This window comes from Ilumatobacter sp., from assembly GCF_030065885.1.
Lineage (GTDB): Bacteria > Actinomycetota > Acidimicrobiia > Acidimicrobiales > Ilumatobacteraceae > Ilumatobacter.
The window spans coordinates 53,533-72,400 of the sequence record NZ_JASJCS010000010.1 but is presented as its reverse complement, the minus strand read 5'-3'; the positions used below and the strand labels follow the sequence as shown (position 1 = coordinate 72,400).

Sequence of the window (18,868 nt, the reverse complement as noted above, 5' to 3'; positions counted from 1 at the left end):
ACCACCGGTGGCTCGGGTACGTTCCGATCCGTGCGCGATCGCCGGTCACTCCCGATCCTCGCGACCGGGGTCCTCCTGCTCGGCGCATGCACGGGCGACGCCGACCGGCTGCAGGTCGTCGAGACCACGCCGACCACTGCGCCGCAGCGCAGTCGGGCGCCGTCGACCACCCCGTCCCCGACGGACTCGGCGCCTGATCGCCAGGTCGACCTCGCCGACCCCTCGTCACTGCCCGAGCTGCTGAGCGAGGCGCTGCTCTTCGCCTCGGTCGACGAGTTCGCCGGCGCCTTCACCGCCGCGAACGAGGAGATCGCCGAGCTCGACTCCCAGCGACTGGCCCTCGACGCCGGTGACCTGGTGATCGCACCGCTCGCGGGCGGCGGTGACGGGTTCGTCGCGGCCGACCTCTTCGAGGCGGGCTTCCTCGGGGGCACGATCGACCCCGACGGCTCGGTCTCGTCGGTGCTGGCGGTGTTCGACCCCGACGACGACACGGTCGGCGCCGTCCTGGTCAGCCTCCTCGTCGCCACGCAGGGCACGCCCGGCGAGTTCGATCTCGCCACGTTCAACTCGACGTACGCACCGCTCGCACTGCGCGCCGACGAACGCGGCGGTGAACAGGCCTCCTTGGCGGGCGCACCCGAGAGCGGCTACTCGCTCGTCGTCACGGTGATCGAGGGCGAGGCGGCGGCCGGGAACCTGGTCGAGGTGGCGATCGTGCCACTCGGCATCCCCGCCGAAGCCGAGGTCGCCGTGCAGTTCCTCCGTCCCGAGCTCCTTGCGATCCTCCCGTCGTGACACGTCCTCGGTACGGTCGTCGCGGAGGAGGTCGGCGATGACGCAACTGACGTACTCGGCGGAGGAACTGCTGCGCGAGCACCCCGGTCTCGAGCCGCACCTGATCGGCGACACCCGGGTGCACGGCGGCATGCTGCCCGACGGCACGTACCAGCCGCCGCGGGCGCTCGTGCGCGAACGGGCGCTCGACGCGTGGACCGACGCCCTGCGGGCCCGGGGCCGTGCGCCGTTCCCCGCCGACGCAAGCCTGCTCGACGGCGTGCGGGCCGTGAACCCCGACCAGCACCGGGTGCTGTTGCGCAACGGTCTCGGCCGCTGGTTCTGGAACCAGCTCACCGTCACCGGCAAGATCGAGGCGCGCGGTCGGCTGCTCGCCGACGCCAGCTTCCCCGACCTGCAGCCGGTGATCGTCGAGGACGTCTCCGAGATGGCGGTCGGTCACCTCGGCCGTGGCCTGCTGCTCGCGCACGGCATCGACGAGGGCGGCCAGCCCGAGCTCGGCATCGGTGGGCACGACGTGATGTGGTTCCTCGCTCGCGACCTCGCGTTCGGTGACGACACCCACCCCGACGTCGAGCCGCCCGAGAACATCGCCCGGCCCGAGGCCGGTACCCGGTTCATGCCCGAGCTCCCCGAGGGGATCGAGGGCCTCCTGTCGCTGCTCGCCAACCTGCTCATCATCGAGTTCCGCGCCGAACTCGGATTCGCCGAGGCGCAGGCGGTCCTCCGGACGCCGGGCCTGTTCGCCGGGGGCGACGACCGTGCCGCGCTGGCCGCCGAGGTGATCGAGCGGATCCGTACCGACGAGGCCATCCACGTCAGATCGCTGTGCCTCTACCTCGGCGAGATCGAGTCGGTCACGTTCCGCACCCTCGACGGTGGCACCGTCGCCGGCCGCGAGCTGATCGGCCGGTTCTGGGACGGGTTGGTGCAGTGGGCCACCGTCGACCAGCCGAAGCTCAACGCCGAGCGGGTGCGGCGTGAGGTCGCCGAGTACATCGCGACGCATCCCGATGCCGCCCGGGTGCAGGCCGAGTTCGACGCCGCCGCCTGAGCTGCGGCGTCACCGGGTGACGCTGGTCGGATCGTGGTTCAGCGGGTGACCCCGTCGGCGCGAGCGGCGTCGGCCACCGCGGTCGCCACCCGCGCCGACACCGACTTGTCGAACACCGACGGCATGATGAACGTCTCGCACAACTCGTCGTCGGTGACCGACTCTGCGATCGCGTCGGCGGCTGCGAGCTTCATCCCCTCGGTGATCGTCGTCGCCCGCGCGTCGAGCGCGCCGCGGAAGATGCCGGGGAACGCGAGCACGTTGTTGATCTGGTTCGGATAGTCACTGCGGCCGGTGCCCATCACGCGCACCAGGCCGTCGACCAGCTCGGGGCGGATCTCGGGGTCGGGGTTGGCCATCGCGAAGACGATCGGATCGTCGTTCATCGCGCGGACGTCGTCGACCGTGAGCACGTCGGGGGCGCTGACGCCGATGAAGACGTCGGCGCCCGCCATCACGTCGCTCAGCGCGCCCTGCTTGCCGTCGGGATTCGTGTTCTCGGCGAACCACTGCTTCCAGCGGTTCAGGCCGTCGCGGCCGTCGTAGACCGCACCCCGGCTGTCGACGCCGACGATCTCGGTGGCGCCCGCCCCGAGCAGGATCTTGCCGATCGCGACACCTGCGGCGCCGACCCCCGACATCACGATCGACAGATCCGCCATGCGCTTGCCGGTGATCCGCAGCGCGTTCTCCAAGGCCGCGAGCGCGACGACCGCCGTGCCGTGCTGGTCGTCGTGGAAGACCGGGATGTCGAGCCGCTCCTTGAGCGCCTCCTCCACCTGGAACGCCCCGGGGGCTGCGATGTCTTCGAGGTTGACGCCGCCGAACGTCGGCGCGAGCCGGACGACCGTTTCGACGATCTCCTCGGGCGACGACACGTCGAGGCAGATGGGGAACGCGTCGACGCCGCCGAACTCCTTGAACAGCAGCGCCTTGCCCTCCATCACCGGCATCGCCCCCTTCGGCCCGATGTCGCCGAGCCCGAGCACGGCCGATCCGTCCGACACGATGGCGACGGTGTTCTTGCGGATCGTGTACTTGTCGGCCTGAGCCGGGTCGTCGGCGATCGCCGTGCAGACCCGAGCGACGCCCGGGGTGTACGCCATCGACAGGTCGTCCTGATCGCCGACCGGGCAGAGCGGGAGCACCTCGATCTTGCCGCCGTCGTGCATGCGGAACGTGCGGTCGTACCACCCCTCCAGCGTTACGCCGTCGGTCGCCTGGACCGCCTCGACGATCTCTGCCTGGTGCTCGACGCTGCAGCAGTTGACCACGATGTCGCGCTCGAGCTCGGTGCCCTTCGCGACGAAGCCCTCGATCGCGAAGATGTTGCCCCCGGCCTCGCCGATGGTCGTGGCGAGCCGGCCCAGCACCCCGGGCACGTTGTCGAGCGTGACGTCGAGCGTGATCGAGTACTGCGTGGCGGGGGGACGCGACATGCCGTGAAGCTAGTGGAGGTCGTTCGAGCGCCGGCACTCGCGTTCGTGCGCTCGTCGGCCACCGGCTGAGGCATCGCTGCGTGCCGGCAGGTGCCAGACTCGGCTGGTCCGTCGGACGAGGAGGATCGATGACCGAGCTGCGAGCACACGCCCTGCGATGCCTGACCGAGGATCGGATCATGGCGGTGCTGCGACAGATCCCGCGCGAGCAGCTGGTGCCGCTCGCCGACCAACTCGTCGCCGCGGGCGTCCGGTCGCTGGAAGTCACCCACGACTACGAGCGCGCCACCGACGACGTCGCGTTGCTCGTCGAGCGGTTCGGTGCCGACGCGTCGGTCGGCGTCGGCACGACGTGGACGGTTGCGCAGGCCGAGTCGGCCGCCGCGGCCGGAGCCACGTTCTGCGTGCTCCCGGGGATCGACGAGCCGACGGCGCGGCGCAGCGCCGAGCTCGGCATGCTGACCTTGCCGGGCGTGCAGAGTCCGGCCGAGATCCAGCGGGCGATCACCTCCGGCGCCGACGTCTTGAAGTTCTTCCCGGCCGACCCGCCCGGGCCGGCCTGGCTCGCGCAGGTCGCGCCGGCCTACGCACAGCGACCGTTCATGGCCACCGGCGGGGTGACGGTCGACAACATGTGGGCGTTCTTCGACGCAGGTGCGATCGCGGTCGGCATGGGCGACTCGCTGTTCGGATCGGCCGCCGCGCCCGACGGTGACCTGATCGCCGAGGCGGTGAGGATCGCCCGCCGGGGCTGACGCTCAGGCCACCACCTCAGGCGACGTGGAGGTCGGATCGCCAGTCGGCCGGCTTCGGGAAGATGTGCCGTGATGCCGGCGGCGGTCGGAACGGGCGCCAGTCCTCGGCCGGGCGCGCGAGCCGATCGCTGATCGCGTAGATCGCCGCCGGGTTGAACCCGAGGCCGGAGTGGCTGCCTCGAACCTCGATGTTCTCCGAGTTCGGCCCGACCGATTCGAGGCACTGCCACCATCGCACCACACCGTCGGTGCGGGTGTAGATCGACGTGGCCGGCACCTCGAGCGCCCCGGCCTCGGGCCCGGGCAGGTGGAACTCGGCTGTCGGGAGGTGGGCCCGCCGAAGGCGGTCGTAGATGTCCGACACCGCGCTCCGGTCGTCCGGCGTGATCCGGAACGGGCTGCCCAGCGTGATGACCTGACGGACCTGCTCGGGCCATCGCCGTGCGAGCCGGCGGGCGTAGATGCCGCCCAGGCTCCAGCCGATGAGGCTGACCGGACGCTGGTGACGTTCGTGGAGCGTGCGCAGCCGCTCGATCAGCCCGTCGACGATCTCGGGTGTCGGCCCGAGGTTGCGACCGAGACGCCAGCCGTGGACCCAGTAGCCCTGGCTCTGCAGGATCGATCGGAGCGGCGCCGTCGACGGATCGCCGGCGAGGAAGCCGGGGAGGATCAACACCGGGTGCCGATCGCCACGTCCGATGATGCGCAGCCAGGGCGCTGCCGCCACCACCGCGCCGAGCTCGAACACCGCCCGGGACTCCAACACGCGAAGCCACGGCGCCGGTGCAGCCGAACGGTCGCTCCCCATCCGCCCAGGGTAGGCCGGGGAAGCCTCCCAGAGGGTGGTCCGGAGCGCCTGCGATACGGCCGTGGCGGCCGCGTGGTTCGCATCGCCCGCGGCGCGCTCCGACGCCGCGATCCGTTGGTCGCCTCGGTCGGCGGGCTCGCGGTCACCATCACGACCTCGATCGTCCTCGCCTTCGACGCGATGCGTGACCCGACGCCGTGGGCGAGCGTCACGCGACGGTTCGGCGCCGCGAGGTCGCGCATCGACCGGGCTGCGCCCGCTACGAGCTCGTGATCCTGCCGCGGAGCGCGGTGCTCGCCAACCCGAAGCTGACGACCATGAGTGCGAGCGTCGCACCGAGGCCCTTGGCGAGCGCATCCCACTCCCAGCCCTCGGTGATGAGGCTTCGCAGGCCGTCGAGCACGTAGGTGACGGGGTTGTACGTCGCCACCGTCGAGAGCCAGCCGGTCAGGGCGTCCTGCGGCAGGAACGTCGTCGTCAGGAACGCGAACGGGAAGAACAGGATGAAGCTCGAATTGACGGCCGCGGGGTTGCCCGTCTTCAGGGCGATCGCGTAGGGGAAGCCGGCGAATGCCAGCCCCCACGCGGCGCCGTAGAGGATGAAGACCACCATGCCGATCAGCCCGGTCTCGAAGCTGACGCCGAGCACGAGGCCGAGCACGAGCACGGGGACCGCGAGGAGGATGACCGACACGAAGTCGGCCGCCATGAGGCCGAGCAGCAGCGTCGGACGGCGGATCGGCGTGAGCAGCAGCCGGTCGAAGTAGCCGCCCTGGATGTCGGTCACGAGGGCGCTGGCGCGTGACACACCGGTGACGGCGAAGATGATCGACACCGGGAGCTGGAAGGCCTTGAAGTCGGGCACCACACCGGTCTGCTGGGCGAAGTCCTGCAGCGCGCCGGTGTTGACGACGAAGAAGAACACCGGGACGATCAGCGCCGGCACGAAGAACTCGGGCTCGCGGAACACGCCGCGGATCGCGCGTCTCGCGACGGTGGCGAGGTCGTGGCCGATCGACGATCGTCGGGCCAGTGGGTCGCTCGTGCCGGGTATGTGTGTGCCGGCGGTGGTGGCAGTCATGATGCGGCCTCCTCGTCGATGGCGTCCGTGGCCGATTGGTCGACCTCGAGGTGCGACCCGGTGACCGACAGGAACACGTCGTCCAGCGTCGGCGTGCGCAACGTCAGCGACGTGACCGGCACCCTGCACCCGTTGAGCGCGACTGCGACGCCGGCGATGACCGATGCGCCGTCGGCTGTCGCCAGCGAGAGCTCGTTGCCGTGCACCTCGACGCCGCTCACGCCGTCGACCGCCTCGAGCGCTGCGACGGCCGCAGATGGTTCACCGTCGACCTCGGCGACGATCAGGTCGGTGCCGATCGAACGCTTCAGCTCGGTCGGCGTGCCCTCGGCCTGGAGCTTGCCGTGGTCGATGATGCCGACGCGGTCGGCGAGCTCGTCGGCCTCCTCGAGGTACTGGGTGGTCAGGAAGATCGTCATGCCGTACTCCCGGTTGAGGCGCCGCACCTCGGTCCAGACCGCGTTGCGGCTCGTCGGGTCGAGTCCGGTCGTCGGCTCGTCGAGGAAGAGGATCTCGGGCCGGTGGATCAGCGACATCGCCAGGTCGAGGCGTCGCTTCATGCCACCGGAGTACGAATCGACACGGTCGTCGATCGCCGTGCCGATGTCGACCAGGTCGATCACGTCGTCCATGCGCGACGCGATGTCGGCGGGCCGCAACCCGTAGAGGCGGCCCTGCATGTCGAGCAGCTCGCGGCCCGTCTGCTTGCCGTCGATCGACGCGTCCTGCAGGGCGACGCCGATCCGGAGCCGGACCTCGCCGGGGTGCGCGACCACGTCGAAGCCGGCGACGTTGGCGTTGCCAGAGGTCGGAGCGAGCAGCGTGCAGAGCATCTTCACGGTGGTCGACTTGCCGGCGCCGTTCGGCCCGAGGAACCCGTAGACCTCGCCCGGATGCACCGCCAGGTCGACGCCGGCGACCGCCTCGTTGCTGCCGAAGTTCCGTCGGAGCGCGAGCGCTTCGATCGCTGTCATGGTCTCTTCATCGTCCGTCGAGCGTTGACTCCGAGCATCCCGACATGCTGCCGGGCAGAATCGTGAGCCGCTACTCCGACGGCGTGATCCGGCTCGCAGATGATCATCTCGCCGCTCAGGCGCGTTGCGTCAGCGAGGTGGGCCGAGCCCGGAGGGCTCGCAGCGTCGAAGCGGTGCGGAGGCGGCGAGCTCGGGCAGGCGAGCCGATCCTGCTGTGCCGGTCGGCGAAGCCCGATCATGAGGCTCCGGTTCGGCCGATCGGCGGAGACCCTCAGCGAACGAAGTCGTCGAGCAGTGCCGCCAGCTCGGGGCCCCGGTCCTCCTGGAGGAAGTGCCCGCCGCCCTCGATCGTGATGTGTGGTTGTCCCTGCGCACCGGGCACCTTGGCGAGGAACGGTGCGTCTCCACCCTTGGTGACCGGGTCGCTGTCGCTGAAGCACAGCAGGAACGGCCGCTCGAATCGTTCGAGCACCCGCCATGCCGCCACGTTGTCCGGCGTCGCCGGATCATCGGGGCTGGTCGGGACGAGCGACGGGAAGATGCGAGCGCCGGCCTTCGAGACCTCGTCGTGGAACGGTGCGTCGTACGCGGCGATCACCTCGGGCGTCAGATCGGTGACCGTCGCCCGGTTGATGATCTCGCCGACCGGGAACACCGGCGTCTCCTGGCTGAACCTCTGCCACTGGAGGAACGCCTCGCTGGCCGGGCCGTGGCCGGTGGGGAGACCGGTGTTGCCGATCGCGACCCGGGCGAAGCGATCTGGGTCGGCGGCGACCAGCCGGAGCCCGACCAGTCCGCCCCAGTCCTGCCCGAAGAAGGTCACGTCACGCAGGTCGAGGTGTCCGAACACCAGCGAGCTCATCCAGGCGACGTGGCGGGCGTAGGTGTAGTCGGACTGCTCGGTCGGCTTGTCGCTGCGTCCGAAGCCGACCAGGTCGGGCGCCACGACTCGGTGGCCGGCGTCGACGAGCGGCGGGATCATGTGCCGGTACAGGTAGCTCCAGGACGGCTCCCCGTGCATCAGCAGCACCGGCGCGGCGTCGGCCGGGCCCTCGTCGACGTAGTGCACGCGGAGCGTGCCGCCGTCCTCGTCGGGGATCTCTGCGTAATGCGGCTCGAAGGGGTAGCCGGGCAGGTCGGCGAACCGCTCGTCGGGGGTCCGGGTGGTGTGCATCGGGTCATCTTGAACCACGTGGCCCGCCCACGACGAGGCGGCCCCGGCGGGTGCGATCGCTTCGTCCTGCCAACATGACGTGATGGCCGAACACATCGAAGTCCAGGTCACGTGTGACGACGGCGCCGAGGCCGATCGGATCGCCGATCACCTCGTCGAGCAGCGACTGGCCGCCTGCGTCCAGCAGGTACCGATCCGGAGCACGTACCGCTGGCAGGGTGCCGTCGAGCGCGACGACGAGGTCCTGCTGCTCGTCAAGACGAGACGTGCGCTCGTCGATCAGGTCGAGGCCGTGGTGGCCGACCTGCACTCGTACGACCTGCCGGCCGTGACCGCGGTCGACATCGTCGGTGGCAGCGCCGAGTACCTCGCCTGGATCGACGCCGAGACGAGCTGATCCCTGAACGCGACGCCTACCTGGTCGGTCGACCCACTCGTTGCCTCCGGGGGAGGTCCTCGACGTGTCGAGCAGGTCGCGCCGGTCGGCAGCTCGGAGATCGGCAGCCTGTCGGGGGGACGACGACCTCCGCTCCGAGCGCTGACAGGCCGTGCCTACGCGGCGCCGACGTGGATCGAGCCGTTGTCGGTCTCGGCGATGATCCGGCGCTCGGCATCGTCCTGGTCGACGACGTCGACGTCGATGCCGCCGTTGTCGGTGATCGCCTCGACGTCGTACGCCTCGTCGGGCACCATGATCTCGATCGCGCCGTTGTCGCTCACGGCGTCCACGAAGTCCGGCACGTCGTCGAACCGCAGCTCGACGCGCCCGTTGTCGGTCTCGGCCCGGGCGTCGTCGCTCGCGAGATGGAGCCCGGTGACGGCGCCGTTGTTGCTGGTGAGGGCGACGTCGCCGGCGACGCCGTCCACCAGGATGCGTCCGTTGTCGGTGTCGACCGAGACGTCGAGGTCGGCCGGCACCGTCAACTCGAATGCCACCTGGCAGCTCTCGAACCACCCGCTGTCGCAGACGCCGCGGACGACGAGCTCGTCGGTGCCGACGTCGATCTCCGAGCTGGCGTCACCCGGGTCCGACTCGCGGAACACCGAGCGCACGACGATCTCCTCGACGTCGGCTGCGGTCACCTCGATCGCGCCGTTGCCGGTCGAGACGTCGAGCCGCGTGAGATCGGCGATCGGAATCGTGTCGGTTTCGACGCGCCGCTTCGTGTCGCCGTCGCCGAGGTCGACGCTGAGGGAGCAGCCCGACACCAGGAGCGCGGCACCGATCAGAGCGGGGAGGACAGGGAGTGATGCCATGACTCCATCGTGACGAACCGGGCCCCGGGTTGCGATGGGGCACCCGGGCGTGTCGATGGTGGGGACAACCCCACCCGCTTCGTGCGACGATGCCGGCATGACGGTCGACAGCTCGCAGATGGCCGCAGCGCTCGGTCTCACGCCGCATCCCGAGGGTGGCTACTACGTCGAGACGTGGCGAGGACCGGCGACGGGCGACGGTCGGTCGACCGGTACGGCGATCTACTACCTGCTCGAGGAACGATCCCACTGGCACCGCGTCGACGCCGACGAGCTGTGGCTGTTCCACGCCGGCGCACCCCTCACGCTCTCGATCGCTGCCGACGGCGCAACACCGAACGATGTCGAGCTCGGTCCGGACATCGACGCCGGCCAGCGCCCGCAGGCGCTGGTTCCCGCACGGTCGTGGCAATCGGCGGTGAGTGCAGGGCCGTGGACGCTGGTGTCGTGCGTCGTGGTGCCCGGCTTCGACTTCGACGGCTTCGAGCTGGCCCCGCCGGGATGGTCACCGTCGGAATGGTCACCGCCGGCCGGCTGACCCGGCACAATGGCCGGCGTGTTGGGCCGGATCTCGAGAGTGCGCCACGCCGTCGTCGGCGCCGCGATCGGTGGCACCACACTGCTCGCCGGCACCGGGGTGATCGGTGAAGGGGATCGGCCGGAACGGTTCGAGACCTGGCACGTGGTCATCGCCCCGACCGGCGACGACGGGCTGCGCCTGACCGAGACGTTCGACCAGGACTTCGGGAACGAGCGCCGCCGAGGGCACCTCGGGCGCATTCCGAACGACCTCGGCGCGCCGATCGACGTCGTCGCCTCGTCACCGGACGCCCCCGACGATCTGAGGGTGACCGACCTCGGCCTCGAGACGGAGATCAGGATCGGCGACCCCGACGTGACGATCACCGGGCAGCACCGCTATCGCCTGGCGTACACGCTGCCCGCCGCGCAGCTCGGGTCGGGGGTGCTCACGCTCGACGTGCTCGACCCCGAGCCGATCGAGACTGACTACGTCGAGATCGTCGTGGTGGGTTTCGAGCTTGACGACCCGCGCTGCTTCGTCGGCGCGTTCGATTCGATCGACGAATGCGTCCTCGCTGCGGACGGCGACCTCCACCGGGCCGTCTTCGAACCGCTGCCGGCGGGCGCGGGCATCACGATCGAGGCCGACATCGTCGCCGTGACCGACCCCGAGGCGATCGACCCGGCAGCGATCGAACCGCCGCCGATTCCCGAGCGCAGGTCGTCGAATCGGGGGTTGACCGCGCTCGGCGTCGGCGGCGTCGGCCTCGCCGGCGCGTTCGGGGTGCACCGCTGGGCGCGACGCCGTGGCCGCAACGAGGTGTTCGCCGGTGGCGCGGCCGACGCGGCGTACGGTTCGCTGCCGCCACCCGGCGGCGACGGTGCCGGCGAACCGCCACCACCGGTTGCGCTCGTCGCCGACGACGACCTGGGCGATCTCGCCACGATCGAGTTCGTGCCTCCCAAGGGGCTCGAGCCGTGGGAGGCATCGGTGCTGCTCACCGAGCGGATCGGCGACGACACGGTCGAGGCCTGGCTGTCGGGACTCGCGGGGCGTGACGCCGTCGAGTTCGACGAACAAGGTGACGACCTCGTCATCCGCAGTGGTCCCGAGCGACGCGAGCTCGACGAGGTCGACGCCGCGCTCCTCGATCAGATCTTCGCGATCGAGAGTCCGTTCGTCACCGGTACCTACGACGAGCAGTTCGCGAAGGTGTGGCGTGCGATCTCCGCGCGCCAGAAGCAGCGGATCGCAACGAGCGGTTGGTGGAAGCGCTTGCCGCCCGGCAGCGGCATCGCCGGCGGATCGGGCGGGGCGCCGGTCCGCCTGCTCCTGTTCATCTGCTTCGGCCTGTTCGTGTGGGGCTCGGGTGCGACGGCCCTGTTCGGGGCGTTCGGCTCCTGGCCGCTGGCCCTCGCCTTCGGTCTCGCCGTGCCGGCTGCGGTCGCCTACTTCATGTACCGGGCACTCCTCCCGGTGCGGTCGGCACAGGGTTCGGCGCTCGCGCTGCGCGCCGAGTCCTTCCGCCGGTTCCTCCACGCGAGCGAGGGACGCCACGTCGAGTGGGCGTGGTCGCAGGGAGTGCTCCGCGAGTACAGCGGCTGGGCCGTCGCCCTCGGGGAGGCCGATGCGTGGTCCGATGCCCTCGACGGCGCCAACGTGCCGGCGCCCGCTCGGGCTGCCGCCGGGCCGATCATCGTGCACCGCCGCGCGCCGTCGATGCGCTCGACTCGCACGGCGCCCGGCTCGTCGGGCGGAGGTGGTCGCAGCGGCGGCTTCGGCGGTGGTGGCAGCCGCGGCGGCCGGGTCGGTGGTGGCGGCGGCGGGCGCAGCCGCGGCTCGTGGTGATCCGGGCGGGGCGGCCCGATGGAGCTCTCGGCCGGCGGTGGGAGCGGTGCCGCGTCCGATGACGTGATCCACGGGTCCGGGGCGAGGCCGTGTCCTCGGGAGGCAGTGGGGGTGACATTGGGCCCTGGTCGCCCCTGCCCCGCCTGGCCGACCATGGTGACATGGATGCCATCAAGCATTGGGATGTGCGTCTCGAGCTGCGTGAGGACGAGGACCACTGCGAGGTCGTCGCCCACCTCGACGCGGGTGACCGTTCCCTCTCGGGGGTCGGCCGGTCCCGGCGGAACCCCGCCGATCCGTCCGTCCCTCGCGTCGGCGAGGAACTGGCCACCGCGCGTGCGCTGCACGATCTCGCGCACCATCTGAGCAATGACGCCTGGCAGATGATCGAGGAGTTCGCGCACACACCGACGTGATCGCGGTCGTCCTCGAGCTCGCCTGACTCGGCGGCGTCCGCCCGCCGCCGGGTCAGCGCGCTCGGAACCGGCCGGGCTCGACCTCGTCGGCGTCGCCCTGCACGAGCATGCGCTGGACGTGCATCGCCGCGCATCGCCGCTCGACGCTCTCGGCGAAGACGTGTTGGACGTGCGGCCGGTACACGAACCGGTGCTCGACCATGTCGTCGATCGAGCGCGGCTCGGCCAGGAACTCGAGCATCGCCGCGTGGCGGCGCGGGATCACCGCGTGGAACGCGTCGATCAGCGCCACGAACTCGTCCCGCCCCTCGATCACGCCCTTGTGGTGGTAGGTGACGTAGAAGTCGGCCTCCTCCTCGCGGACCTGCACGAGCGAGCGCTCGAAGTCGTCGAGGTCGCTCCACACGTCCCCGTAGTACGGCCCGAAGCCGGTCAGATCGATGTCGGACAGGAAGAACACGCCGCCCGAGATCCGGAAGCCGCTGTGGCCGCGCGTGTGACCGGGCAGGTGCACGGCCTCGACCTGCACCCTGCCGAGGTCCCAGACGTGCCCGTCGACGAAGCCCTCCGCGTCGGGGCGCGGGGCATAGTGGAACTCCTCGACGATCTGGTCGGCGAAGTCCTCGCGCGCCGCACCGGTGAGGCCGTAGACCTCCATCAACCCGTCGAGGCTGCGTGCGCCGGGGAGGTCCTCGTCGTGGATGTGGAGCCGCGCGTCGGCGAACAGGCCGTTGCCGGCCATGTGGTCCTCGTGGCTGTGGGAGATGATCACCGCGTCGACCGGGACGGGCGCGCCACCGTTCGCGACGACGGTCACCGACGGGTCGATGATCACCGACTCGCCGTCGCCGCGCACGACCAGCGAGTTGCCCGACGGGTACTTGCCCGCGTCGGCGCCGACGAGCACGCTCACGTCGGAGGTCAGCCGGCGCTGCGTCTCGCCCCAGTCGGCCACGGGAGTCATGGCCGAGAGTATGGCGCCCCGACACCCCGGCGGCCGCGTCGTGGGGCCGGCGTCCGTCAGGCGGGGCGGCGCTCGAGGTTGATGCTCGCGGAGTTGATGCAGTAGCGCTGGCCGGTCGGCTGCGGGCCGTCCGGGAAGACGTGACCGAGGTGGGCGCCACAGTTCGCGCAGCGGACCTCGGTTCGCCGCATGCCGTGCGAGCGGTCCTCGATGTATTCGATCTTGTCGCTGTCGAGCGACTCGTAGAAGCTGGGCCACCCGCAGTGGGCGTCGAACTTGGTGTCGGAGTCGAACAGCTCGGTGTCGCAGACGATGCAGTGGTACGTGCCGGGGTCGGTCGTGTCCCAGTACTCGCCGGTGAACGGCCGTTCGGTACCCGCCTCCTGCGTGACGTGGAACTGCATCGGGGTGAGCTTCAGCTTGAGCTCCTCGGCGGATGGCACGTTCGTGTCGCTCATGTGACCAGCCTGCCGCATCGGGCGCGGGCGCGCACCCCCGGAGCGTCGAGTTCGCGGATCGTTCAGCGAGTCCTCGTTTCCCGACGGCGCGCCGTTGCGCCCACACTGCCGGTGTGCCGACCACACGATCGCCGGAGCCCCGGCCCACACCGTCGTCTACGATGTCCGACCATTCGGACGTCGCTGGCGGAGCAACCGTGTACTCGCTGATCGACCACCCGCGAGACCGCCATGTCGCGGCTGGTCTCGACGCGCCCGCACCGTTGGCGGTCGGCATCGTCGGTGCCGTCGCCGCTGCCATGGTCGCACTCGCCGCCCGCTCGCCCATGGGCGTGGCGATCGGTGCCGTCGTCGTCTTCGCGACCCTCGCCGCGGTGGCCGACGCGCGAACCGCTCGGCTGCCGGATCGGCTCGTCGCGCTCACCGCGCTCCCCGCCGCGCTGCTCGCACTCGGGCTTGTCGTCGACGGCGGGTCGGCAGCGCCCCTGGCGGCAGGCTTCGCAGGCGCAGCTGCGGCAGCCGGCCCGTTGCTCGCGATGCACCTCGTGTCGCCCAACGCGATCGGGTTCGGCGACGTCAAATTCGCCGCCGCCCTCGGCCTCGCCCTGGGGCTCGTCGACTGGCGGCTGGCGATGGTCGCGCTCTGTGTGGCAGCGGGGTCGACCGCCGCCGCCGGTCTGGTGACGCATCGCCGAGAGCTCCCGCTCGGGCCCGGGCTGCTGGTCGGGAGCGCTGCGGTGCTCGTCGTCGCAGCGGCCTCCGGAGCACTGCGATGAGCGATCGTCAGGAGGCGGTCGCAGTCGCGGACGCCGAGCGGGGGCGCGAGCCGCGTGGCTTCCGTCCCGCCTCGCGCCGGCGCGCCCGGATCGCGGCCGGCGCAGTGCTGGCAGCGGTGGCGATCGGCGGCAACGTGCTCGTGTACTCGTCGCTCGACGACAAGACCGAGGTCGTCCAGGTCGTTCGCAACGTCCGCGCCGGTGACCTCGTCACCAGCGAGGACCTGCGGATCGTCGAGGTCGAGCTCGACGACACGGTGCCAGCGGTCGAGGCCTCGCAGATCGGCCTCGTCGTCAACCAGTACGCGCGAACGTTCATCACGTCGGGCACGCTCATCGCCCCCCAACTCGTCCAGCCGACGCCGCTCGTGTCGTCCGGCGCGAGCGTCGTCGCCGTCGAGGTCCGGGCGGGCCGGATGCCGTCGGGTCTCAGCGAGCGGTCGCGCGTGATGCTCGTGGTCGAGGGCGAGGGCACCGGCGCCGACGCCTTCATCACGACCGGTCGCGTCGTGGCTCGCACCGACAGCGCCGACAGCACCACCGGCTCCTCGTCGGTGTCGGTCGAGGTCGCCGAGTCCGATGCAGCCGTCGTCGCCGCCGGGAACGACGTCAGGATCGTGCTGCTCGACCCCGGCGTCGACGGGGCGCTCGAACAGGACGGCGGCGGCTGATGGGCATCGTCGCCGTCTGCGGCGACGCCACCACCACGACATCGGTGGCGCTGGCGTCGGCATGGCCGTTGACCGAGGACGCGATCCTCGTCGAGGCCGACCCGTCCGGCGGTGACATGGCCGCCTGGTTCGACATGCGCGTCGCTCCCTCGCTGTCGACCGTGGTCACGCGGGTCCTCGATGGGGCGTGGCCCGAGATCGAGCGTCACACGCGGCTCGCCGACGCCGGGCTCCGGCTGATCCCCGCCCCCGCTCGCGCTCGCGAGGCCGCGCAGGCGGTGAGCGAGTCGGGCCGCTCCCTGGTCGCGACGCTCGCTGCGCTGCGGTCACCCGTGACGATCGCCGACACCGGCTCGGTGCAGCCGTCGCCGGTCGCCCACCCGTTCGTCGCGTCGGCGGCCGTGACGGTCGTGGTCCACCGCCAGGCGCCGCAATCGTCGCGGGCTGCCGCCGTGCGGCTCCAACGGCTCGCCGACCAACTCGACGGCTTCGAGGCGGCGCGCGGCGCCACCGTGGTGGCGGTCATCGGCGCGACACCCTTCGACCTGGGCGAGATCGAGTCGTTCCTGGCCGAGTCGGTCGGGTCGACGCCGCTGGTCGGCCTGCCGGTCGACGACCTCGCGGCCGGGGTGTTCGGCGGCCGCACCGGTGTGTCCGAGCGGCGCCTGGCGCGGCTCCCACTCGTCCGGGCGGCGCGAGACCTCGCCGCCGTGGTCGAACGAACCCTCGCCGACCAGGCGGGCGGTCTGTGGAGGGCGGCGCGATGACCGCGGTCGACGAGAGCTCGGCGCTCGTCCGCTACGTGACCGGTCGCGTCGCGACCCGTCTCGTCGAGGCGATCGAGCTCGACGAGGCCGACCGCCAGGACGGCCATGCCACGTCCGAGACGCCGCTCGCGGCGGATCCGCGCCGGCAGCAGCTGCTCGTCGGTTCGTGGCTGAGCGACGAGATCGCGGTCGTCAACCAGGACCGGATGCATCGCGGGGACCCGCCGCTGTCCGAGATGGCCGATCGCGAGATCAGGTCACGGGTCGTCGCCGAGCTCACCGGCACCGGCCCGCTCGAACGCTTCATGACCGACCCGACGGTCGAGGAGATCGACGTCAACTCGCACCTCTCGACGTGGGTGACCTACAGCGACGGCCGCAAGGTCGACGTCGGCGCGCTGTGGGAGTCGTCGGCCGATCTGACCGCCTACCAGAAGCGCCTTGCCCGCCGTATGAGCGGCACCGGTGAGGGGCGCCTCGACACGCAGTCCCCGATGTTGACGTTCCAGTCCGACGACGGCTCGCGGGTCGTGATGGTCCTGGGCGGCCGGTCCGAACACGGCATCTCGACGCATCCGCGGATCGCCATCCGGCGGTTCGTGCTCCGCCACGAGGGCCTCGACGGGCTCGCCGATCGTGGGCTCTTCCCCGTCGACCTGGTCCCGCGGCTGCGGGCGATGATCCGTTGCGGGTTCACCGTGTTGGTCAGCGGCCCGCCCGGGGCGGGCAAGACGACGTTGCTGACCGAGCTGCTGGGCGAGGTCTCACCGCGCGAGCGCATCATCACCGTCGAGAAGAACCTGCTCGAGCTGCGCCTCGAGGAGGATCCTCGGCATCCCGACGCACCGGCGTTGTTCACGCGGCACTCGAACGCCGAGGGCGAGGGCGAGATCACGACCCGCCAGCTCGTCGAGTTGACGCGCCGTCTCAACCCCGACCGCGTCGTCGTCGGCGAGCTCGTCGAGGACGAGGCGCTCGACATGCTCGACGTCGCCTCGATGTGCAAGCGCGGCTCGCTCGCCACGATCCACGCGCACACGTCCGACGTCGTCGTCCAGCGCCTCGCCTACTACGTGTCGAAGTCCGACACGAGCCTGCCCGAGTTCGCCGTGTGGAGCCTGATCGCTCAGACCGTCGACTTCATCGTCCACATCGACCTGGTCCGCAACGAGGAGTACGAAGGGGCCGCGACGCGACGGGTGACGTCGATCATCGAGATCGGTGGCCTGGGCGAGCGCGGTGGCCTCGCCAGCACCGAGGTGTGGGGGATCGGCGAGCACGGCGACCTGGTGCAGCTCGCCCCGCTGTCGGCGCGCCATCTGCAGCGCCTGCGCATCGCCGGCTACGACCCGCAGCTGTTCGCGCCGTCGGGAGCCCGCTGATGGTCGGCGTCGTCATCCTGCTCACGTTGCTGTTCGTGGCCGGCATCACCGTGGCGGTGTCGCCACCGACCGACGAGCCGGGCGTCGAGATCAGCACCGACACCGTGCGCCAGATCGGTCTGCGCTTCGTCGGCGCCAGTGCGGTCGGCGTGCTCGTGTTCTTCATGTCGAGCTGGCTCCTGCCGTCGATCATCGTGGGCGTCGGCGCCTTCTGGTTGATCGGGGGCTGGCAGCGGCGACAGCGCTCGACCGACGTCGAGATCGCCCGCCTCGACGCACTCGCATCGTGGATCGAGAACGTGCGCGACGTGCTGATGGCGGGCGAGCAGCCGGTCGGCGCGATCAACTCGACCGTGGGTGCCTGCCCGCCGCTCATCCGGTCGCACGTGCGCCGCCTCGCCGCCGGCCTCGGCAGGCAGGATCCCGACATCGTGTTCCGCCGGTTCGCGGACGACCTCGACGATCCGCTGGCCGACCTGGTCGCGGCGGGGCTGTCGATCGCGATCCGCCGCGGAGCCCGCACCGTGCCCGTGCTGACCGCGCTCGCCGAGCAGACGCGCGAACAGGTCGATCGTCGGCGTCTCGTCGAGGCCGAGCGCGCACCCACGAGGCGCGAGGTCCAGGCGTTGACTGCGATCATGGCCACGCTGGTCATCGGGCTGCTGGTCTTCGGCCGCAGCGAGTACCTCGACGCCTATGACGAGCCGACCGGTCAGGTGTTCCTCGGCGCCTGCCTCGCCGGATACGCGGCACTGATCGTGCGCGTGCAGCGCCTCGCAGCGTTCCCGCGGCCGGCGCGGTTCCTCACCGGCACGCCACGGCGTCAACCGGGTGGTGTGCTGTGAGCGGCCTCAATGCGTTGCTCGTGTTCACGGCCGTGGGTGTGGCCGGTCTGCTCCTCGCCGCCAGCGGGGTGCTCCAGCCGGCACCGTCGCTGCGTCGTGTGCTCGGCCACCTCCAGCGCGGCGGCACCGTGTCGAGCGCTCCGTCGCCGCCGGCGAGCCGGTTGGTCGCACCGCTCGTCCGGACGATCCGTGCCCAACCCCGCCTCCTGCCGACCGACGCCGAGCTCCGGTTGGTCGGGCGTTCGACCGAGCAGCACGTCGTGTGGCTCGTGCTGGCCACGGTCGCCGGGCTGGTCGCCCCGACCGTTCTCCTCGCCTTCCTCCAGGCCGCCGATCTGGTGGGGCTGGGCTGGTTCGTCCCCGTGCTGGGTGGACTCGTCTTCGCCGTCGTCGGGCCGTTGATCGTGCACACCGCCACGGTCGAGCGTGCCGCCGCCATCCGCAGCGATCTGCGCTACCAGGTGTCGGCCTACCTCGACGTCGTCACGATGCTGCTCGCCGGCAACACGGGCTACGAAGGTGCGCTCGAACAGGCGGCGCACGCCGGTGACGGCCGGCTGTTCGCCGAGCTGCGCCGCCGGATGCGCGAGTCGGGCGCCCGCGGCTCGAGCCTCACCGACGCGCTCGGGAACGCCGGGCTCGAGCTCGGCCTCGACGAGCTCGAGCAGATCTCGGCGACGGCTGCGCTCAGCGCCGCGGAGGGTGCACCGGTGGCGCGTACGCTGGCGGCCAAGTGCGCCACGCTCCGCACCGCCTTGGCGACCGAGCAAGAATCCGAAGCACGCCTCCGCACCAGCCGGCTGACGACGCCGATCGTCGGCATGGCACTGATCTTCATGGGCCTCGTCATCTATCCAGCACTCAGCTTCTCCTAGGAG

The 18,868-nt window shown here is 71.1% G+C and carries 21 protein-coding genes; 13 read left to right on the top strand and 8 right to left on the bottom strand.

Annotated features, from left to right (window positions below; genetic code table 11):
* Positions 1-30 precede the first annotated feature (30 nt).
* Positions 31-798: a hypothetical protein gene (locus tag QNJ12_RS04475; RefSeq protein WP_300619377.1), complete on the top strand. Its 768-nt coding sequence runs from the start codon at positions 31-33 to the stop codon at positions 796-798.
* Positions 799-835: 37 nt separating this feature from the next.
* Complete coding sequence (locus QNJ12_RS04470) at positions 836-1,852, top strand: hypothetical protein (protein ID WP_300619374.1); 1,017 nt, start codon at positions 836-838, stop codon at positions 1,850-1,852.
* Between the two features lie 38 nt (positions 1,853-1,890).
* Here the strand turns inward: QNJ12_RS04470 and QNJ12_RS04465 are convergent, their stop codons facing one another.
* On the bottom strand, positions 1,891-3,291 hold the full coding sequence (locus tag QNJ12_RS04465; RefSeq protein WP_300619371.1) for an NAD-dependent malic enzyme: 1,401 nt from the start codon (positions 3,289-3,291) through the stop codon (positions 1,891-1,893).
* A gap of 128 nt (positions 3,292-3,419) precedes the next feature.
* On the opposite strand from QNJ12_RS04465, the gene QNJ12_RS04460 reads away from it, so the two are divergent.
* Positions 3,420-4,046 (top strand): bifunctional 4-hydroxy-2-oxoglutarate aldolase/2-dehydro-3-deoxy-phosphogluconate aldolase, encoded by a 627-nt coding sequence (locus tag QNJ12_RS04460; RefSeq protein WP_300619369.1) that lies wholly within the window; start codon positions 3,420-3,422, stop codon positions 4,044-4,046.
* A gap of 16 nt (positions 4,047-4,062) precedes the next feature.
* On the opposite strand, the gene QNJ12_RS04455 is transcribed toward QNJ12_RS04460, so the two are convergent.
* The 4 genes from QNJ12_RS04455 to QNJ12_RS04440 all read right to left on the bottom strand — a co-directional run bounded on the left by QNJ12_RS04455 (position 4,063) and on the right by QNJ12_RS04440 (position 8,083).
* Positions 4,063-4,854, bottom strand: coding sequence for an alpha/beta hydrolase (locus QNJ12_RS04455; protein WP_300619367.1), 792 nt, complete (start codon positions 4,852-4,854; stop codon positions 4,063-4,065).
* A 259-nt stretch (positions 4,855-5,113) separates the two neighbouring features.
* Positions 5,114-5,935 carry an ABC transporter permease gene (locus tag QNJ12_RS04450; RefSeq protein ID WP_300619364.1) on the bottom strand — a complete coding sequence of 274 codons (822 nt, stop codon included), beginning with the start codon at positions 5,933-5,935 and terminating at the stop codon, positions 5,114-5,116.
* Positions 5,932-6,909 (bottom strand): ATP-binding cassette domain-containing protein, encoded by a 978-nt coding sequence (locus QNJ12_RS04445; RefSeq protein WP_300619361.1) that lies wholly within the window; start codon positions 6,907-6,909, stop codon positions 5,932-5,934. Before QNJ12_RS04445 ends, QNJ12_RS04450 begins: the two co-directional genes overlap by 4 nt.
* A 271-nt stretch (positions 6,910-7,180) precedes the next feature.
* Positions 7,181-8,083, bottom strand: a complete 903-nt coding sequence (locus QNJ12_RS04440; protein WP_300619359.1) for a haloalkane dehalogenase — start codon at positions 8,081-8,083, stop codon at positions 7,181-7,183.
* An 82-nt stretch (positions 8,084-8,165) separates the two neighbouring features.
* On the opposite strand from QNJ12_RS04440, the gene cutA reads away from it, so the two are divergent.
* Positions 8,166-8,480: a divalent-cation tolerance protein CutA gene (gene cutA, locus QNJ12_RS04435; RefSeq protein WP_300619356.1), complete on the top strand. Its 315-nt coding sequence runs from the start codon at positions 8,166-8,168 to the stop codon at positions 8,478-8,480.
* A 155-nt stretch (positions 8,481-8,635) separates the two neighbouring features.
* On the opposite strand, the gene QNJ12_RS04430 is transcribed toward cutA, so the two are convergent.
* A complete protein-coding gene (locus QNJ12_RS04430; protein WP_300619353.1) occupies positions 8,636-9,340 on the bottom strand; it encodes a DUF4097 family beta strand repeat-containing protein in 705 nt (234 codons plus the stop codon).
* Between the two features lie 97 nt (positions 9,341-9,437).
* Here QNJ12_RS04430 and QNJ12_RS04425 point away from each other — a divergent pair, with 97 nt between their 5' ends.
* The 3 genes from QNJ12_RS04425 to QNJ12_RS04415 all read left to right on the top strand — a co-directional run bounded on the left by QNJ12_RS04425 (position 9,438) and on the right by QNJ12_RS04415 (position 12,127).
* Positions 9,438-9,878: a cupin domain-containing protein gene (locus QNJ12_RS04425; RefSeq protein ID WP_300619350.1), complete on the top strand. Its 441-nt coding sequence runs from the start codon at positions 9,438-9,440 to the stop codon at positions 9,876-9,878.
* A gap of 18 nt (positions 9,879-9,896) precedes the next feature.
* Positions 9,897-11,711 carry a DUF2207 domain-containing protein gene (locus QNJ12_RS04420; RefSeq protein WP_300619347.1) on the top strand — a complete coding sequence of 605 codons (1,815 nt, stop codon included), beginning with the start codon at positions 9,897-9,899 and terminating at the stop codon, positions 11,709-11,711.
* A gap of 161 nt (positions 11,712-11,872) precedes the next feature.
* A complete protein-coding gene (locus tag QNJ12_RS04415) occupies positions 11,873-12,127 on the top strand; it encodes a dsRBD fold-containing protein (RefSeq protein WP_300619344.1) in 255 nt (84 codons plus the stop codon).
* A 52-nt stretch (positions 12,128-12,179) separates the two neighbouring features.
* On the opposite strand, the gene QNJ12_RS04410 is transcribed toward QNJ12_RS04415, so the two are convergent.
* Together QNJ12_RS04410 and msrB are read right to left on the bottom strand one after the other, a co-directional pair.
* Positions 12,180-13,091 (bottom strand): MBL fold metallo-hydrolase, encoded by a 912-nt coding sequence (locus QNJ12_RS04410; RefSeq protein ID WP_300619342.1) that lies wholly within the window; start codon positions 13,089-13,091, stop codon positions 12,180-12,182.
* Positions 13,092-13,147: 56 nt separating this feature from the next.
* Entirely contained in the window at positions 13,148-13,549 is a 402-nt protein-coding gene (msrB, locus tag QNJ12_RS04405; protein ID WP_300619340.1) for a peptide-methionine (R)-S-oxide reductase MsrB, read from the bottom strand.
* Between the two features lie 161 nt (positions 13,550-13,710).
* Here msrB and QNJ12_RS04400 point away from each other — a divergent pair, with 161 nt between their 5' ends.
* The 6 genes from QNJ12_RS04400 to QNJ12_RS04375 are packed head-to-tail and all read left to right on the top strand — an operon-like array spanning position 13,711 to position 18,865.
* Entirely contained in the window at positions 13,711-14,325 is a 615-nt protein-coding gene (locus tag QNJ12_RS04400; protein ID WP_300619337.1) for a prepilin peptidase, read from the top strand.
* A complete protein-coding gene (locus QNJ12_RS04395) occupies positions 14,322-14,996 on the top strand; it encodes an SAF domain-containing protein (RefSeq protein WP_300619334.1) in 675 nt (224 codons plus the stop codon). The genes QNJ12_RS04400 and QNJ12_RS04395 overlap by 4 nt, the downstream gene beginning before the upstream one ends.
* Positions 14,996-15,763, top strand: coding sequence for a hypothetical protein (locus QNJ12_RS04390; RefSeq protein WP_300619331.1), 768 nt, complete (start codon positions 14,996-14,998; stop codon positions 15,761-15,763). The genes QNJ12_RS04395 and QNJ12_RS04390 overlap by 1 nt, the downstream gene beginning before the upstream one ends.
* Complete coding sequence (locus QNJ12_RS04385) at positions 15,760-17,145, top strand: CpaF family protein (RefSeq protein ID WP_300619328.1); 1,386 nt, start codon at positions 15,760-15,762, stop codon at positions 17,143-17,145. The genes QNJ12_RS04390 and QNJ12_RS04385 overlap by 4 nt, the downstream gene beginning before the upstream one ends.
* Complete coding sequence (locus QNJ12_RS04380) at positions 17,145-17,990, top strand: hypothetical protein (RefSeq protein ID WP_300619325.1); 846 nt, start codon at positions 17,145-17,147, stop codon at positions 17,988-17,990. Before QNJ12_RS04385 ends, QNJ12_RS04380 begins: the two co-directional genes overlap by 1 nt.
* Entirely contained in the window at positions 17,987-18,865 is an 879-nt protein-coding gene (locus tag QNJ12_RS04375; protein ID WP_300619322.1) for a type II secretion system F family protein, read from the top strand. Before QNJ12_RS04380 ends, QNJ12_RS04375 begins: the two co-directional genes overlap by 4 nt.
* The last annotated feature ends 3 nt before the right edge of the window (positions 18,866-18,868 follow it).

What these genes read in the sequence shown, in the direction of transcription:
- QNJ12_RS04470 (WP_300619374.1), top strand. Translation starts at nt 836, where the DNA reads ATGACGCAACTGACGTACTCGGCGGAGGAACTGCTGCGCGAGCACCCC.
- QNJ12_RS04465 (WP_300619371.1), bottom strand. Translation starts at nt 3,291, where the DNA reads ATGTCGCGTCCCCCCGCCACGCAGTACTCGATCACGCTCGACGTCACG.
- QNJ12_RS04460 (WP_300619369.1), top strand. Translation starts at nt 3,420, where the DNA reads ATGACCGAGCTGCGAGCACACGCCCTGCGATGCCTGACCGAGGATCGG.
- QNJ12_RS04455 (WP_300619367.1), bottom strand. Translation starts at nt 4,854, where the DNA reads ATGGGGAGCGACCGTTCGGCTGCACCGGCGCCGTGGCTTCGCGTGTTG.
- QNJ12_RS04450 (WP_300619364.1), bottom strand. Translation starts at nt 5,935, where the DNA reads ATGACTGCCACCACCGCCGGCACACACATACCCGGCACGAGCGACCCA.
- QNJ12_RS04445 (WP_300619361.1), bottom strand. Translation starts at nt 6,909, where the DNA reads ATGACAGCGATCGAAGCGCTCGCGCTCCGACGGAACTTCGGCAGCAAC.
- QNJ12_RS04440 (WP_300619359.1), bottom strand. Translation starts at nt 8,083, where the DNA reads ATGCACACCACCCGGACCCCCGACGAGCGGTTCGCCGACCTGCCCGGC.
- cutA (WP_300619356.1), top strand. Translation starts at nt 8,166, where the DNA reads ATGGCCGAACACATCGAAGTCCAGGTCACGTGTGACGACGGCGCCGAG.
- QNJ12_RS04430 (WP_300619353.1), bottom strand. Translation starts at nt 9,340, where the DNA reads ATGGCATCACTCCCTGTCCTCCCCGCTCTGATCGGTGCCGCGCTCCTG.
- QNJ12_RS04425 (WP_300619350.1), top strand. Translation starts at nt 9,438, where the DNA reads ATGACGGTCGACAGCTCGCAGATGGCCGCAGCGCTCGGTCTCACGCCG.
- QNJ12_RS04415 (WP_300619344.1), top strand. Translation starts at nt 11,873, where the DNA reads ATGGATGCCATCAAGCATTGGGATGTGCGTCTCGAGCTGCGTGAGGAC.
- QNJ12_RS04410 (WP_300619342.1), bottom strand. Translation starts at nt 13,091, where the DNA reads ATGACTCCCGTGGCCGACTGGGGCGAGACGCAGCGCCGGCTGACCTCC.
- msrB (WP_300619340.1), bottom strand. Translation starts at nt 13,549, where the DNA reads ATGAGCGACACGAACGTGCCATCCGCCGAGGAGCTCAAGCTGAAGCTC.
- QNJ12_RS04400 (WP_300619337.1), top strand. Translation starts at nt 13,711, where the DNA reads ATGTCCGACCATTCGGACGTCGCTGGCGGAGCAACCGTGTACTCGCTG.
- QNJ12_RS04395 (WP_300619334.1), top strand. Translation starts at nt 14,322, where the DNA reads ATGAGCGATCGTCAGGAGGCGGTCGCAGTCGCGGACGCCGAGCGGGGG.
- QNJ12_RS04390 (WP_300619331.1), top strand. Translation starts at nt 14,996, where the DNA reads ATGGGCATCGTCGCCGTCTGCGGCGACGCCACCACCACGACATCGGTG.
- QNJ12_RS04385 (WP_300619328.1), top strand. Translation starts at nt 15,760, where the DNA reads ATGACCGCGGTCGACGAGAGCTCGGCGCTCGTCCGCTACGTGACCGGT.
- QNJ12_RS04380 (WP_300619325.1), top strand. Translation starts at nt 17,145, where the DNA reads ATGGTCGGCGTCGTCATCCTGCTCACGTTGCTGTTCGTGGCCGGCATC.